Here is a 16,674-nt window from a genome sequence, read left to right as displayed (position 1 = left end):
ATAGGCGTTTCGGTAGCATTTCGGCCAAAGCTTCTTCATCGAGTGCCTCAAGATACTCACGCACGGCGCGAGAGCTCAGGGCCGGATCGCTCCAGTCGTTCCTACTACCTGGATATGTCGGCTGGTAGATCTCGCGCGCACGGAAGCCTTGCCGGTGCGCATTATCGTCACCGAAGGGTCGCTCGATGGCGATTTGCGAGTACGGGCTGCAGGCATGTGCGCGCTCGCGCAGAGGAAGTGTGTCAACACGCTATTACCCTCTGCGCGTGACTATCAACAATGTTAACCGGTGACGATGTTGGGCCCCGAGGCTGAGTTCGTCGCGAGCGATTTTTGAGTCTTGGGACTTCCGATAGCGTTGGCGGCCAATGAAAGACCGTAAGCGCTCCATGAACCCCACCTAACCAACGATGGGGCAGAGCACTCAGCTATGTATTTGAGGTGTGCATTTCCACGGCAGCAGCGCTTCGTAGTCTTTCAACGAGGACGCCCGCGGCAGGCGTTTACCTGCGTTTTTACACCGCCTGGGTCGATAGCTTCCTGTCGCAGATGAGCGTTATCGACCCTTGCGTACAAGTAAGATCAGTCGATCTGAGGGGCCATCAGTGCGTTCAACTCGCCGTAGGTATGGGCCTTTAAGGTATGGGTGTCGAGTTGCCCACTGTCCAGAAAGCTGCGGGCCAATCCGTCCATGGCACCATACAAGAACTCTGCGATGCTCGAGCCGGCACTCAGACGCCTGACACCAAGGCGTTGCAGCTCGTCGGGGGCAGCTAGGCCTGTGCGCCAAAGCAGGTTGACCGGCAAACTTGACTCCCGGCACACGGCGGCGATCTCACGAGGTTCAACGACGCCTGCGGCGAACAATCCGTCCGCGCCCGCGCTGGCATACTGTGCGCCGCGCTTGAGAAGCTCTTCCAGGCGTTGCTCAGCGGGCACCAGGTTTTTCAGGTAGACGTCGCAGCGCACATTCACGAACAGGTTGACCCCGTGCTGATTGGCCACCCTCCTGGCGGCGTCGATCTTGTGCACGAGCAGCTCGGGGGAGGCCACGCCGTCTTCGATATTGACTCCAACCGCGCCCGCGGTGATGACGGCCTCGACGACTTTGGCGACCTGTTCGGGATCGTCTGAATAGCCCCCCTCGATATCCACCGTCAGTGGTACACCGAGTACCCGCGTCATCGAACCGATGGTGGAGCTTAGCAGCGGCAGCGGAAGCTTGTTACCGTCCTGGTAGCCGTGGGACCAGGCCATCGCCGCGCTGCTGGTGGCTACTGCCTTACTGCCCAGACGCTCGACGAGGCGCGCGCCGCCAGCATCAGCCACGTTGGCCAGGATCAGCAAGCCTTGCTGGTGGAGGCCATGAAAAACGTTATCCAGTGCTGCCATGAAATCCTGCTCCTTTGAACATCCTGTTGATAGATCACTGCTGAAGTCAGACCGCGACCATCGTTCGCGGCATCGGAAAATGCACTGTAGTCAATCGTCACGGGGTTCGCTCAAGGCGCAAGTCACGCGCGTGCTGATAAAGGCAGCAGCCGGGAATCGTAAACTTCCCGAAGTGTGATGGATGTCTTGATTTGAGTAATGCAAGGAATCTTGCGAAGTGTCTTTTCAATGAACTCTGTGTATAGGGAGATGCTTTTACAGACGATCTTTATCAAGAAGTCATAGTCCCCTGTCACATTGTAAAGAGCGACGACTTCCTGGCACGAAGTAATCTTCTGCTCCAGCTTTCGGGTGACGTCTTCCGTATGTGAGTCGACGGAGAGATGAACGAAGGCGGTGACTTCGAAGCCCAGGGCTTCTTTGTTCAGGATCGCCTGGTAGCCCTGGATAAAGCCTTCTTCCTCAAGGCGTTTGAGTCTGCGCCAGCAAGGCGTTTCACTCATGGATAGAACTTCCGCGATTTTTGAAGTGGTCGTCAGGCAGTCGGCCTGCATGATGTTCAGGATCTTCAGATCGATCGCATCGAGCACCGTAGAGTTCTTTTTCAAATTAGAGTCCTTTCTGGTGCACCATAAGCAAGTGCAGTCCTTAAAACTTTGCCATGGTGCCAGCAACGGATAGGGCGCGCAATATTTTTTCAATGGGTACAGGCAATCATCCCGTGGCTTATATTGAATGTCACGGGATGGTTACATATTGCGCCAGAACAACAGGTCAACTAATGAGCTGTTTGGATAGGGCGTCCTTTAATGGCCGGTTGGTCAGCGTCGTGTGTCAGGCCTCCGCGCCTTGGGTCCGCAGGTCATCGCTCCGCGATCCTGCGCGCTGGCGGCTGGCGGCGCGGGCCAGGAGGGGAGTGGCGATGCCGGCCAGCGCAAACACTATCCCCAGGCCGATCCATCCGGCGGCCCCGCGCTCCACCACGGCGATCGGCAAGATCGCGGGGAAGACCACGGTCATCAGGTTCGCCCCCAAGGCATACACGCTCAGGTAGTAGGCCCGGTTCTCGGCCGGCGCCAGGTAATAGGAGATCCCCCAGGCGCCCGCGCATTGCCACAGTTCGCCGAAGGTCATCACCACACAACCCAACAGCAGGATGCCCGCCGCGAGGTAGGGCGACTGATCGGCCGTGGTCATGGCGACCATGGCGCAGGAGAGCGCCAAGGTAATCCCGGCGTAAAGGTGCTTGCGCGCGGCATGCACCACTTCGTTGCCGCGTTTGCTGAACATCAGTTGCAGGGTGATGGCCATGATGCCGTTGACCACCAGGATGAGGCCGATCAGGGCCTTGGGCGCCTGGGTCTTGGTCAGCAGCCACAGAGGCACGGCGATGGTCATCACAGCTTGGTGCAGAGAAAGGATGCCGTTGCACAGCGACAGCGAGAGGAAGTTGAGGTTCTTCAGCGGATGCGCAGCGACGGCCGCCGGCGCGCTCTCGACCTGTTCCCGGGCAGCAGCCTGAGGCAATTTGGCCACTACGAGGAGCACGGCCGAGATGAGGAACGCCAGGGCATTGGCGATCAGCAGGCCGATCACGGCGTTGGGGCTGCTGGCGACGCCGACGACGATGGCGAACACGCCTGCGGCGATCATGTAGGCGACGTTCCTGACGATGGCCACCTTGGACATGGTCTTGACGTAGGCATCGGACTTGACCGCCGCTCCCACCAGGGTCTGGATGATCGGCCATACCGCCTGTTCCACGCAGCCGATGAAGCAGGCGATGAGCAGGAACGCGTAGAAATCGTTGACGAACGGGTAGATCAGGAAGCCCAGCATCCGCCAGACCTGCAGCACCGCCAGCACCCGGGCAGCGCCGAGGCGGTCGGCGATCCGGCCGATGGGCACCGTGCAGACGAGCCCGCAAAGCCCCGCCAGGCCCAGGCCGATGCCCACCTGGACGCTGCTCAGGCCGACCACCTGGGTATAGAAGAACGTGGCGCCTGCGAGGAAGAGGCCGCGCCCGGAAGCATCGACGAAGGCAATGAGCAATAGCAGGAGAGAGGCACGCTCGTGCGAGACCGGTGCCTTGTTGGAGAAGCGACTGCGTACAGACATCAGGCTATTCCTTTAGAGAGAGAAGCAGCGCCTGCCGGTGGCTCGGGCCCGCCCGGACGACGCGTAAGGCGCCGCCCGGGTGAGCCCGAGCCTTGTCCGGCACTAGGGTTGCAGGCGCTGGCGCAGGCTGAGCGGGCGCATGTCGGTCCAGGTTTCCTTGATGTAGGCCAGGCACTGCGAGCGGTTGCCCTGTTGCCCTGTCGCGTGCCAGCCGCCGGGCAGGGGGCTCTCGGCCGCCCAGAGGGAGTACTGCTCTTCGTCGTTGATCACGACGAGATAGAGGCCGGTGTCTTGTTCTTCGGTGGTCATGGTTGAACGTCCTGAAAATGTTGAAGGCTAGCGTTTTTCCGATTGGCCGGGCGGCTTAGGTCTTGCGGATGATCAACATGTACATCTGGCCGTGCAGGCTCGGGAATTTGGCCTTCAGCGCAAGATCCATGTCCAGCAGGTTGCGGATCCTGGCGGGCCCGTCCTGCTGCAGGTCGAGCTCGTAACCCAGCGATTCGGGGAGCAGGCCCAGCGGACGGATTTCCTCGACCGCGAAGCCCTGAGCCCGGGCGATCTCACTGGCCTCGCCACGGCTGATGGCGTTCTGTCGCATCAGTTCCTTCTGCTCGTGGGAGTAGATCGAAAGGTAGGTCAGGTGCGGACACTCGATGTCCCAGGTCGAGATCACGCAGAACCCGCCCGGCACCAGGCAGCGATGGATTTCCGACATGACCCTGGAGAAGTCTTGCCTTGGGAAGTGCGCCGCCGTGCCCATCATGCAGGTAATGAGGTCGAACTGAGTGCTTTCGAACGGCAGCGCCCTGGCGTCGCCCTGGTGGAAGTCCGGATTGAGCGCGCCGCCGGTCTTCTGCCGGGCATACTCGACCGCCCTGGGTTCCAGGTCGACGCCAAAGGCCTGGATGCCTTGTCGGGCCAGCAGGGTCGGGTAGCGGCCGGTCGCGGCACCGATGTCCAGGCTCCTGCGGAACGGGCCGTAATGCTTGAGGCAGTCGAGCATGTTGACCAGCTCGAGGGATTTCTTGGCTTCGTCCTCAGGCACGGAGCAGTCGTAGCGCATGTAGGCCGCCACGTCATAGTCCAGTGCGGCATCGGCGGCCTTGTCGGCCTTGTCTAGCGCGAATTCGGCGATCACCGTGAGTAGCCGCCCGCGCTGTTCGGCAACGCCCGCCAGTTGGGTGGCCCGTGCGGTGCCTGGGGTAAAGCCGCGTTGCGCGGCGGGGTCGAGCAGTTCCAGGATCAGGCTGGCGTACCAGTCCTTGTCGTCGCTTGGGCGCAGTCCTTCAGGTTGCGTGCCCTGGCGGCGGAGGTGCTGCAGCCGGGCGTCGACGTCGAGGTAGTCGGGGCTGAGGGTAAACACCACTTCGTAGTATTTCTGGGCCTCGGCGAAGGATCCCTGCTCCTGATGGATGCGCCCCAGGGTGTAGAGGGTTTTCTTGGCTTCTTCGCTGACGGTCAGTTCGCGGGCGCGGCGGAAGGCCGATTTCGCGGCGAAATGATGGCCGGCCATGAGGAAGCTCTCGCCGGCCAGGGTGAAGCTCTTGAGCTTCATCCGGTCATCCTGGCCCGCCCAGGTGAAGTGCCGCGCCGCCAGATGCCACTCCTGACGCTTCTGGTAGGCCTGCGCCAACAGGAAATGGCTGGTGCAGTGGCTGGGGAACAGGCGGACATCCTCGGCCAGCAGTTTGATCGCCAGCGCCTCCCGGTCGGCCTGGCTCAGTCGCAGCGATCCGCCGTTCAACCAGTCCACGGCATATTCGATCAGCCCCGTCTGCCCGAGCTGGGCGAGCAGCGCTTCGGCCGCGTCGCGGTGTTCGGCCTCGTCGGCCAGCTGTTCTGCGTTCATCTGCAGCAGGTCGATGTGCTGGTTGTAGCTGTCGTGGGCATGGTTGACCAGCAGCTTGACTGTGCCGTCGGTGCAGCCTGAAACGACGATCGAGCCGTCTTGCGAAATGCCGGCGGCCCAGACCTCACCGCCGGCCCGGCAGGCCCAGAGCGGTTTGCCTTGGCGATTGAGCAGGCGAAGGGTGCCGTCGGGCGAACCGATGACGGCCGTGCCGCCCCCAGAGACCGCGACGCTGGAGATGCCCGGCGCGGCCACCACGGCGGTGGTTTCGCATTGCCGCAGGCTGTCGCCTTCAAGCAGCAGGGCCGAGCCGTCTTCCAGGGCGACGATGCCCGCAAAGCCTGTGTGGGACACCGCGCATTTGACCGCTGTGCGCGGCAGCTCGTGCAGCGCCACGATCCCGGCGTCCTGGTTCAGCACGCTGAGCAGGCGCTCTCGGATCTTCAGCAGGCTGGCGCTGTGGCTCGAAGCCGCCGATGAGGCGGCCGGCTCAAGGTGGCGGGCCTCGACCTGCCGGAGCTCGTAGCCGCTGCCGCTGCGGTTGGCGATGTGCTGTGTCTGGTCCTGGCAGAGGACGACCAGTCGTTCGCTGTCGGCCGAGAGACTGATGTCGTAGGGCGCCGACGCCAGGGGGACGCTGAACAGCGCTTGGCCGTCGGCATCGAAGAGGCTGACCGTACCGCTGCCGTCTGACGCCCGTTGCGTACCCGCTGCCACGCAAGGCGTGGTGCTGATCGCCACGCACGTGAGTTCATCCGCGAAATGCTGCGACCAGCACGGTCGGCAATCGCGGGTCAGCACCGTAAGGGTGCGGTTGCGGCAGGCGACGGCAAGCAACGCGGCATCCGCCGTGAGGCAGAGGCCGGTGACGGGGGCGCCGAAGTTGCGGCTCCAGAGCTCGCTGTGAGGCGCCTCCATGAACAGGGCGCCCGAATAGGCCGGGTTTGCACGCAGGTCGCAAGGCTGCTGTGGCTCGGCTGCTTTTGCCTGGAGATAGGCATCATTGTTGAAGTTGGTCATGGACACTCCTTATCGAACCGATCTTGATCATTTTTTTATCCGAGCAGCTTGTAGATGCAGGGGGTGGCGGCCTCGAGAATGCTGTAGTGGTCGGCCTGCAGTGCCTGACTGGCGAACGACTGTCCGCACCATCGGCGCCAACACGCCTCGCTGGCCGTGTTGTCCTGGGTGTGCAGAAGGCTCACGGGGCTGTTGACCCCGTTCCGAGGGGCATATGCGCTCAGTGCCTGTTGGTTGGCCGCAAAGACCGCCAGGCGACGCTCCAGCTGGGCGTCGTCCAGGCTGTCCGGGATCAGGCCGGTGCGGCGGGCCGCCGCGACGGTCGCCGCGTCCCGGTCCGGTTGCGTCATGAGCTGGCTCAGGCGCTCGGCCGAGAACGGCAGATCCACCGACAGCGAACGGGCCAGATCCACCAGGTAGGCGCCCAGCGGCCACGCCAGGGTCGGCGACGCCAGGCCAGGGGCGGTCGCGTCGATCAGCAGCAGCCGGCGCACGGGCTGGTCGTGCGTTTCGAGCTGGCGAGCCATTTCGAAGGCGATCACACCGCCCATCGACCAACCGCCTAGGTAGTACGGCCCGGTCGGCTGCACCCGGCGCATCTGTTCGATGTAGGCCGCGGCCAGCGCTTCGATGCTGTCGCCGGGCGAGGTGCCTTCTTCGAGCCCGGCGGACTGGAACGCATGCACGTTGAAGTCGTCGGGCAACAGGTGCGCCAGCCGGACGTAGGGCGACACGGTTCCGCCCACGGCATGCACCAGAAACAGGTGCTTGCTCCCGCCCTCCCTGAGCTGCATGCGTGTCGAGCTGCGTTCGGCATCGCCCTGGCTGATCTTGCGGACAAAGGCCCCCAGGTCCGCCGACTCGAATACCTGGCGCACCTCGGCGGCGAGGCCGAGTTCCCGGTTGACCTGATCGACCATCTTCATGGCCAGCAGCGAATGGCCGCCTTTTTCGAAGAAGTTGTCGTTCAGCCCGATCGCGTCGAGCTTGAGGGTCGATTTCCAGATGTGCGCCACGCTCTTTTCAAGTGCCGTGGTCGGCGCCTGCGTCGCTAGATCGCTCTGCCGGGGCGTGTCCGCCAGGGCGGACAGCGCTTGCCGGTTGACCTTGCCGTTGTGCAGCAGCGGCAGTCGCTCAAGAAAGCTGAAGCTCATGTCCGCCATGTGGCCAGGCAGGGTGCGCGACAGGAAGTCCCGCAGTTCGGCGGCGCTCGGTTGCGCGCCGGCGACGCACACCAGGTAAGCGGTGAGGCCGCAGGCGTCGCCAGCGTGGGTTTGCACGCCGACCACGGCCTGGCTGACGAGCGGGTGCGCGCACAGCTGCATTTCGATTTCGCCCAGCTCGATCCGCATGCCGCGCAGTTTGATCTGCTGGTCGTTGCGACCGAGGTATTCGATATTGCCGCTGGCGAGGTAACGGGCCTTGTCGCCGGTCAGGTACATGCGGCTGCCCGGTGCGCCGTAAGGGTCGGGAATGAATCGTTCAGCGGTCAGTTCCGGCCGGTTGAGGTAGCCGCGCGAGAGCTGCACGCCGGCGATGTACAGGTCGCCGGTCACGCCGACGGGCACCGGTTGCAGACGGGCATCGAGCAGGTAGGTGCGGGTATTGGCCACAGGCCGGCCGATCGGCACGGCATGGCGGCTTTCGTCGGGGCTGCATGGCCAATAGGTGACGTCGATCGCTGCCTCGGTCGGCCCGTACAGGTTGTGCAGCGCGGTCGCCGCAAAGCGCGCGAAGAAGTCATTCTGCACCGCCGTGGACAAGGCCTCGCCACTGCTGAAGACCCTTCGCAGCGAGCGGCAATGGCCGGCCTGGGTATACGCGATGTAGGCACTGAGCATCGAAGGCACGAAGTGCGCCGTGGTCACCCCATGCCGTTCGATGAACGCTTCGAGGTAGCGCGGATCCTTGTGCCCATCGGGGCGGGCCACCAGCAGTCGGGCACCGACGCTCAGCGGCCAGAAGAATTCCCAGACCGAGACATCGAACGAGAACGGCGTCTTTTGCAGAACCCTGTCCGCAGCGTCCAGCGGGTACTGGGCCTGCATCCACTGAATGCGGTTGATGATCGCCTGATGGGTGTTCAGCGAGCCTTTAGGCTTGCCGGTGGAGCCGGAGGTATAGATGCAGTAGGCCAGGCCCAGCGGATCGACCGTTCGTTGCGGATTGCTGCGCGACAGGTCGGCCAGGTGCGCGGCGTCTGCGTCCAGGCACACATGCCGGTAGGCACGCAGCGGCGCGCGCGCCTGCAAGGCCTGCTGGGTCAGGACCATCACCGGCGCCGCATCGGCCAGCATGTAGGCGAGCCGCTCGTCGGGGTAGTCCGGGTCGATCGGCACGTAGGCAGCGCCGGCCTTCAGGATACCCAGCAAGCCGATGGTCATTTCCAGGCTTCTGTGGGCATGCACCGCGACCAGGTCATCGTTTTTCACGCCCTGGTCGATCAGGTAGCGGGCCAGCTGGTTGGCCCGCTCGTTGAGCTGCCGGTAGCTGAGCGACTGGGTTTCGAAGGTGAGCGCTATGGCATCGGGCGTACGCTCGACCTGGCGCTCGAACAACTGATGCAGCGCGGCCACGGGCTCGTAACGCACTTCGGTGGCGTTCCACTGCTCGAGCATCTCGTGCCTTTGCGCCGCAGACAGCAACGGGAAATCGGCGATCGCCTGTCCCGGATTGTCCACCGCAGCGCCGGCCAGGTTGATCAAATGGCTGGCCATGCGTTCCACGGTCGCGGCGTCGAAGAGGTCGCGGTTGTATTCCCAGCGCATCTGGTAGCCCTGATCCGATGGCGTCAGTTCCAGGCTCAGGTCGAACTTGGCGGTCGTCGTCCCGATGTCGAACGGTGCGACTTCCACGCCGGGCAGTTGCAGGGCCTGCGGGACGGTGTTCTGCAGCACGAACAGCACCTGGAACAACGGCGGGCGGCTCATGTCCCGAGGCAGCTCCAGGGCCTCGACGACCTTCTCGAACGGCAGATCCTGGTTGGCGTAGGCGCCGAGGGTGGTCTGGCGGACCTGTTCGAGCAACGCGCTGAAACTCGGGTTGCCTTCCAACCGGGTGCGCAGGGCCAGGGTGTTGACGAACAGGCCGATCAGCGGCTCGACCTCGGCCCGGGTGCGGTTGGCGATCGGGGTGCCGACGACGATGTCGTGCTGGCCGCTGTAGCGGGCAAGCAGCAGGTTGAACAGGGCCAGCAGGGTCATGAACGGCGTGGCGCCGTGCCGCTGGCCCAAGGCGTCGATCTGCCCGGACAGCTGACGGCCCAGCGACAGGCTGAGCGCCTGTCCGCGGTAGGTCTGGAGCGCCGGACGCGGCCGGTCGGTCGGCAGGTCAAGACTGGCGTGGGCGTGGGCCAGCTGTGCGCGCCAATAGTCCGCCTGCGCCGCGAACACGCGGGGCGCCTGCCACTGGCGCTGCCAGGCGGCGTAGTCGGCGTACTGGATCTCCAGCGGCGGCAAGGACGCGGGCTGTCCTTGGGCGAGGGCCTGATAGAGCGCCATGACCTCGCGGCTGAGTACGGCGATGGACCAGCCGTCGCTGATGATGTGGTGCAGGGTGAACAGCAAGACATGCCGTTGCTCGCCGAGCTCCAGCAGGGTGGTGCGCAGCAACGGGCCCTGTTCGAGGGAGAACAGTTGCCCGGCCTCGGCCTCGGCCAGATGGCGGGCCTGCTCGAGCGGTTGCCCATGGCCGCGCAGATCGAGGCAGGTCAGCGCGGCGGGGGCAGCCGGATGAACCTTCGCCAGCACCTGTCCGTCGCTGTCCAGGGCGAAGGTGGTGCGCAGCGGTTCGTGACGCGCGGTCAGCTCGGTCAGGCAGCTTTGCAGCAACGTCCGGTCCAGCGCTCCGTTGAGCTCCAGGGCCAGTGCGATGTTGTAGGCGGCGCTGGAGCGCTCGAGCCGGTTCAGGAAGAACAGGCGTTCTTGCGCGAAAGACGCACTCCTCGCGCCGGGGCCGGCGTTGGCCGCGCGAATCGGCTGGCCGCTGGCCGCCGGGCTTTTGCCCAGCCGCGGCAGCAGTTGTTCGATGGTCGGGGCCTCGAACAGCGTGCGCAGGGCCAGGTCCACTTGCAGTTGCCGGCGGATGCGCGACACCACTTGGGTCGCCAGCAGCGAGTGTCCGCCGAGGGCGAAGAAGTCATCGGTGACACCGACCCGCGGCAGGTTGAGGACATCGGCCCATATCTGCGCCAGTTGGCGCTCGCCGTCGTTGCGCGGGGCGACGAGGTCGTCTTCCAGCGCATCGTTCTGAGGGCGCGGCAAGGAGCGCTTGTCGACTTTGCCGCTGGGGGTCAGCGGCAACGTGTCGAGGCAGACGAAGGCGCTGGGCACCATGTAGTCCGGCAGGCGTTGCTTGAGCTGCTCTCGGATCGCGCCGATGTCCAGCGTATCGCCACCCTTGGCGACCAGATAGCCCACCAGTTTCTTCAGGCCCGGACGATCCTCCCTGACCGTCGCCGCTGCGGCGGCCACGCCCTCAAGGGTCATCAGGGCCTGTTCCACTTCGGCCAGCTCGATGCGGAAACCGCGGATCTTGACCTGGTGGTCGGAGCGTCCCAGGTACTCGATGTTGCCGTCCGGCAGATAGCGTGCGACGTCGCCGGTCTTGTACATCCGCGCGCCCGGCACCGGGCTGTGGGGGTTGGGGATGAAGCGTTCGGCGGTGATGTCCGTGCGCTCCCAGTAGCAGCGCGCCAGGTGGATGCCGGCGATGTAGAGGTCACCGCGCACACCCACGGGCACCGGCTCCAGGTCGGCGTCGAGCACATACATCTGTGAGTTGAACAGCGGTTTGCCGATCGGCGGCAACGCCGGCCACTGCGTCGGGTCGCCGGTGAGGCGATAGCCGGTGACGAAATGCGACTCGGTGGGGCCGTACTGGTTGTGCAGCAACGCAGCGGGCAGTTTCTGGAACAGCTCGACGACTTCCTGGGTGACCTGCAATTGCTCGCCGCCGCAGACAATTTCCCTGAGGCAGGCCAGCTGATCGAGGTCGGCGGCGGCGTCGGCGATCCCTTGCAAGGCCACGAACGGGATGAACAGGCGAGCGATGCGTTGCCGTTCTATGAGTTCGAGCAGCAGCACCGGATCCTTGCGGGTTTCTTCACTGACTATCACCAGCGTGCCGCCGCTGGCCCAGGTGGAAAAGAACTCGTCGAAGCTGACGTCGAAGCTCAGGGGCGAGAATTGCAGCGTGTTGTCGCCCTGGCCCAGTTGCGATTCGGTGAGTTGCCATTGCACCAGGTTGGTCAGCATCTCGTGGGTCAGCGCGGCGCCCTTGGGCTGGCCGGTGGAGCCCGAGGTGTAGATCACGTAGCACAGGCTCAGCAGGTGCTGCGGCTGGCTCGGGTTGACCGGTGACTCGTTCCAGGCGTCGTCGCAGCGGTCCATGCAGACCAGGGTTTCGCAGCAGCCTTCGACGCGGGGGAGCAGGCTGGTGAGGGTGACGATCAGGTCGGCGCGGGCATCCTGGGCCATGAAGCGCAGGCGCTCGGTCGGATAGCTCGGGTCCATGGGCACGCACACGGCGCCGGCCTTGAGGATGCCGAGAATCGCGACCGGAACGTGCAGCGAGCGCTCCAGGCAAATGCCCACCAGGGTGTCAGGCACCACACCGGCGCGTTGCAGGTAGCGGGCGAACTGGTTGGAACGCGCTTCCAGTTGGCGGTAGCTCAGTGATTCGTCGCCGAAGACCGCCGCCGGCAGGTCGGCGCAACGCTCGGCCATTTCCGTGAACAAACGGTGCACCGGCAGCGGACGGAATGCCTGCTGCGTCGCGTTCCAGCCGTGGAGCAGTTGCTGTTTGTCCGCCTCGGTGATCATCGCGATCCGCCGCAGCGGCTGGTCTGGCGCCGCCATGGCCGAACGGGCCAGTGTCTCGAAGTGGCTTGCCAGGCGTTCCACGGTCGCGGCGTCGAAGAGGTCGCAGTTGTATTCCCAGCGCATCCGGTAGCCCTGATCCGAGGGCGTCAGCTCCAGCGTCAGGTCGAACTTGGCGGTGGTCGCCTCGACCGCCAGCTGCACGATCTCAAGGCCCGGCAGGGTGAACGCCTCGGTCGGCGCGTTCTGCAGCACGAACATCACCTGGAACAACGGCGAGCGGCTCATGTCCCGAGGCAGTTCCAGGGCCTCGACGACCTTCTCGAACGGCACGTCCTGGTTGGCGTAGGCGCCGAGGGTGGTCTGGCGAACCTGTTCGAGCAACGCGCTGAAGCTCGGATTGCCTTCCAGCCGGGTGCGCAGGGCCAGGGTGTTGACGAACAGGCCGATCAGCGGCTCGACCTCGGCCCGGGTGCGGTTGGCGATCGGGGTGCCGACGACGATGTCGTGCTGGCCGCTGTAGCGGGCAAGCAGCAGGTTGAACAGGGCCAGCAGGGTCATGAACGGCGTGGTGCCGTGCTGCTGGCCCAAGGCGTCGATCTGCCCGGACAATGGCGCGTCCAGCGACCGCTGGATTACCTGCCCGCGGTAGGTCTGGATCGCCGGGCGCACGTGATCGGTGGGCAGCTCCAAGGTGGTGGGGGCGTTGGCCAGGTGCTCGCGCCAGAAGGCGGTCTGGGACTCGAACTCGATGGGGGCCTGCCACTGTCGCTGCCAGAAGGCGTAGTCGCTGTACTGGATCTCCAGCGCCGGCAGCGGGCAGGGCAGGCCCTGGGCGAAGGCCCGGTACAGGGCCATGACTTCGCGGGCCAGCAGGGCGATGGACCAGCCGTCGCCGACGATGTGATGCAAGGTGAACAGCAAGGCATGCCGTTGCTCGCCGAGCTGCAGCAGGGTGGTGCGCAGCAACGGCCCTTGTTCGAGCGAGAACAGTTGCCGGGCCTCGGCCTCTGCCAGGCGGCGGGCCTGCTCGAGCGGTTCCCCATGGCCGCGCAAGTCAAGGCAGGCCAGCGCGGCGGGAGCGGCCGGATGAACCTGCGCCTGGGCCTTGCCGTTTTCGTCGAGGATGAACGTGGTGCGCAGGCTGGCGTGGCGCTCAATAAGCGTATCGAGACAGCGCTTCAGTACCGCTACGTCCAGCGGGCCGTTCAGTTCCAGGGCCAGCGCGATGTTGTAGGCCGCGCTGTCGGGTTCGAAATGGCTGAGGAAGAACAGGCGTTCCTGGGCGAAGGACAGCGGCTGAAGCGTTTGCGGCAGCGTGTAGGCGAGGATCGGCGGGCTCTCTCGGCCCGTCTGTGCGTCGAGGTTGTCGACCAGTTGGGCGATGGTCGGCGTTTCGAACAGGCTGCGGACCGGGATGTCGATCTTCAGGTGCTTGCGCATCCGGGAGATGACCTGGGTCGCGAGCAGCGAGTGGCCGCCCAGCTCGAAGAAGTTGTCGGTGACGGCGATGTCCTGCCGCTTGAGGACCTGTTGCCAGATCTCGGCGATGGCCTTTTCCAGGGGGGTGACGGGCGGCCGGCCGGGTGCCGTCCGGGCGACCGGCTCCGGTGCGGGCAGGCGCTTGCGGTCGATCTTGCCGTTGGGGGTCAACGGCAGTTGTTCGAGCACCACGAAATGATTGGGGATCATGTAACCGGGCAAGGTCAGCCCCAGGTGCTGGCGCATGGTCGCCGGTTCCAGCGCGTGGTCCTCGGCAAGCCGCAGGTAGGCCACGATCTGCCGCTCGCCAGGCAGGTCCTCGCGGACGGCGACCACGGCCTGGAGCACGGCGGGGTGGCGATCGAGTTGCTGCTCGATTTCCCCCAGCTCGATGCGGAAACCGCGCACCTTGACCTGGTTGTCGATCCGCCCGAGGAACTCGATTTCACCGTTGGCCAGCCAGCGAACCAGATCGCCGGTCTTGTACAGCCGTGCGCCCGGCTCGCTGGCGTACGGATCGGGGACGAACTTCTGTGCGGTCAGTTCGGCGCGGTTCAGGTAGCCGCGGCTGACCCCCTCACCACCGATGTGCAGTTCGCCCGGGCTGCCGATGGCGCACAGGTGGCCGTTTTCATCGAGCACGCGCAGCACCGTATTGGCGATCGGTTCGCCGATGGGGCAGTGGGTCGAGGTCACCCGGCCGACCGCCGACCAGATGGTGGTTTCGGTCGGCCCGTACATGTTCCACAACGACTCGGTGCGTTGCAGCAGTTTGTCCGCCAGCTCCGGCGCCAGGGCCTCGCCGCCGCACAGGGCCTTAAGCTTGAGCGTGCTCGGCCAACCAGCTTCGAGCATCAGCCAGTAGGTCGAGGGCGTGGCCTGGATGACCGTCGCGTCATGGGCCATGGCCAGCTTGATCAGCGCATGCCCGTCAGCTGCCGCCTCGCGCTCGGCCAGAACGATGCTGGCGCCGCTCACCAGCGGCAGGAACAGCTCCAGGACGCTGATATCGAATGAAATGGAGGTCACCGCCAGCAAGCGGTCCGTTGCGCCGATGCCGGGCTTCGCCATCATCGAGCGGAGGAAATTGACCACCGCGCGATGGGGCACCTGAACGCCTTTGGGCAGGCCGGTGGAGCCCGAGGTGTAGATCACGTAAGCGGTGTTCAGGGCAGCGACGGGAGGACGGGTGACGACGGCGGCCCGGTCCGGTTCGAGGTCCTCCAGCGTCACGACGGCGGGCGCGTGCCCGGCGAAGGCCTCGGCGTATTGGCGCTCGGTCAGCAAGACGGGCGCCTGCGAGTCCTGGAGCATGTGCAGCAATCGGGCGTGCGGGTAGGCCGGATCCATGGGGACGTAGGCAGCCCCGGCCATCCAGGTGCCGAGCAAGGCCGCCACCATGCTGATGGAGCGGTCCAGGCACACGGCCACGCAACTGTCCGGCCCGGCGCCCAGGTCCAGCAGGTACGCGGCGATGGCTTGGGCCTGCTGTTCGAGCTGGCGATAGCTCACGTGCCGCCCGGCGCAGACGATGGCCGTGGCGTCGGGTGTCAGCCGAGCCTGATCGAGGAACAGGTCGTGTACGCAGCGCTCGGCCGACAGGGCGAAACCGGCGTCGGGCTGGGGTGCCAGCCGGGACAGGCGCTCCGCCGGCGGCAACAGTTCCAGGTCGCCGATGGGGCGGCCCGGATCGGCGACGATGGACGCCAGCAAGACGTGCAGGTAGCCGCACAGGCGCTCGATGCTGTCCCGGTCGTACAGCGCAGTACGGTATTCGAAGAAGCCGCCCAGTACGCCGTCGCGCATGTGCATTTCCAGCGACAGGTCGAACTTGGCGAAGCGGCTGTTCTGGGGCAGCACGCTCGCGGTGGTGGCGTCGAGCGTCAGCGCTTGGGCGACGTCCTGGTTGAAGAAGGAGAACATTACCTGGAACAGCGGCGAGTGGTTGAGCTCGCGGGTAGGGCACAAGGCTTCCACCAGCCGCTCGAAGGGCACGTCCTGATGCTCGTCGGCATCGAGCAGGCGCGATTGGGCCTGTTTCAGGTAGTCGGCGAAGGGTTGCCCGGCACCGACCTGGCTGCGGAACACCAGGGTGTTGACGAAGAAGCCGATCAGCGTCTGAGTCTGCGCGTCTTTACGGTTGGCGACCGGATAACCGACGCTGATGTCGGCTTGGTTGCTCAAGCGGTACAGCAGGCTGTTGAACGCACAGAGCAGCGTGGCGAACAGGGTCGCCTGGTGGCGCTGGCTGAGCTGCTGGAGGCGTTCCGTCAGGTCGCGGGGCAGTTCGAAATGCACCCGCTCGCCGGCGTGATCCAGGCGAGGGGGGCGGGGGCGGTTGCTCGGCAGCTCCAGCACGCCCGGCGCCCCTTCGAGCCGGCTTGCCCAGTAGTCCAGCTGGGTCTGGAGTGTTTCGCCCTGCAGCCAGTCCCGTTGCCAGTGGGCGTAGTCGGCGTAGTGCACCTCGAGTTCCGGCAGGACGGGATCGTCGCCGCGCACCCGAGCGTTGTAGAGCGCGCTCAACTCATTGAGCAGCAGCGTCATGGACCATCCGTCGGAGACGATGTGGTGCAGGGTCAGCAGCAGGATGTGCTCCTGGGGGCCGACCCTGATCGCGCTGGCGCGGATAAGCGGGGCCTGGGTCAGGTCGAAGGGCCTGGCCGCTTCTTCATCGATGTACTGCTGCAGCGTGAGGTGCCGGTCTGGCAACGCTTGCAGGTCGATGCACGCGATCTGCAGCGGTGCGTAGTGTTCGATGACCTGCACCGGCAAATCGTCGGCCACGTCAAAGCGGGTGCGCAATGTCTCGTGGCGCGCGATGACCGCATTCAGGCTGTGCTCGAGCGCGTCTAGCCGCAGCGCGCCCTCGATCCGGCAGGCCGCCGGTATGTTGTACAGGCCAGTGCCCGGCTCATATTGCTCAAGAAACCACAAACGCTGTTGAGCGAAGGAGGTACTGAATTGATCTGACGACATGACTCACACTCTCAT

General features: G+C 65.0%; 6 protein-coding genes. All 6 read right to left on the bottom strand.

The genetic code is table 11. The annotated features are described in order from the left end of the window. Positions 1–582: 582 nt before the first annotated feature. Entirely contained in the window at positions 583–1,392 is an 810-nt protein-coding gene (locus ACK56M_RS18125) for an isocitrate lyase/PEP mutase family protein (RefSeq protein WP_101196585.1), read from the bottom strand. A 122-nt stretch (positions 1,393–1,514) separates the two neighbouring features. Further along, the gene (locus ACK56M_RS18120) at positions 1,515–2,000 is read right to left on the bottom strand and encodes an Lrp/AsnC family transcriptional regulator (protein ID WP_101196586.1); all 486 of its coding nucleotides are present in this window, start codon (positions 1,998–2,000) and stop codon (positions 1,515–1,517) included. A gap of 226 nt (positions 2,001–2,226) precedes the next feature. Next, positions 2,227–3,510, bottom strand: a complete 1,284-nt coding sequence (locus tag ACK56M_RS18115) for an MFS transporter (RefSeq protein ID WP_411958872.1) — start codon at positions 3,508–3,510, stop codon at positions 2,227–2,229. Between the two features lie 102 nt (positions 3,511–3,612). Continuing rightward, positions 3,613–3,819 (bottom strand): MbtH family protein, encoded by a 207-nt coding sequence (locus ACK56M_RS18110; protein WP_101196588.1) that lies wholly within the window; start codon positions 3,817–3,819, stop codon positions 3,613–3,615. A gap of 55 nt (positions 3,820–3,874) precedes the next feature. Then, positions 3,875–6,382, bottom strand: a complete 2,508-nt coding sequence (locus ACK56M_RS18105) for a methyltransferase domain-containing protein (protein ID WP_411958871.1) — start codon at positions 6,380–6,382, stop codon at positions 3,875–3,877. A gap of 35 nt (positions 6,383–6,417) precedes the next feature. Continuing rightward, complete coding sequence (locus tag ACK56M_RS18100; protein WP_411958870.1) at positions 6,418–16,659, bottom strand: amino acid adenylation domain-containing protein; 10,242 nt, start codon at positions 16,657–16,659, stop codon at positions 6,418–6,420. Between the last annotated feature and the right edge of the window lie 15 nt (positions 16,660–16,674).

Origin of the sequence: Pseudomonas sp. s4, assembly GCF_046764235.1 — a bacterium.
Classification (GTDB): Bacteria; Pseudomonadota; Gammaproteobacteria; order Pseudomonadales; family Pseudomonadaceae; genus Aquipseudomonas; species Aquipseudomonas asiatica.
The sequence above is the reverse complement of the archived record's forward strand: the minus strand, read 5'-3'. Positions and strand labels throughout refer to the sequence as shown.

What these genes read in the sequence shown, in the direction of transcription:
- ACK56M_RS18110 (WP_101196588.1), bottom strand. Translation starts at nt 3,819, where the DNA reads ATGACCACCGAAGAACAAGACACCGGCCTCTATCTCGTCGTGATCAAC.
- ACK56M_RS18115 (WP_411958872.1), bottom strand. Translation starts at nt 3,510, where the DNA reads ATGTCTGTACGCAGTCGCTTCTCCAACAAGGCACCGGTCTCGCACGAG.
- ACK56M_RS18105 (WP_411958871.1), bottom strand. Translation starts at nt 6,382, where the DNA reads ATGACCAACTTCAACAATGATGCCTATCTCCAGGCAAAAGCAGCCGAG.
- ACK56M_RS18100 (WP_411958870.1), bottom strand. Translation starts at nt 16,659, where the DNA reads ATGTCGTCAGATCAATTCAGTACCTCCTTCGCTCAACAGCGTTTGTGG.
- ACK56M_RS18125 (WP_101196585.1), bottom strand. Translation starts at nt 1,392, where the DNA reads ATGGCAGCACTGGATAACGTTTTTCATGGCCTCCACCAGCAAGGCTTG.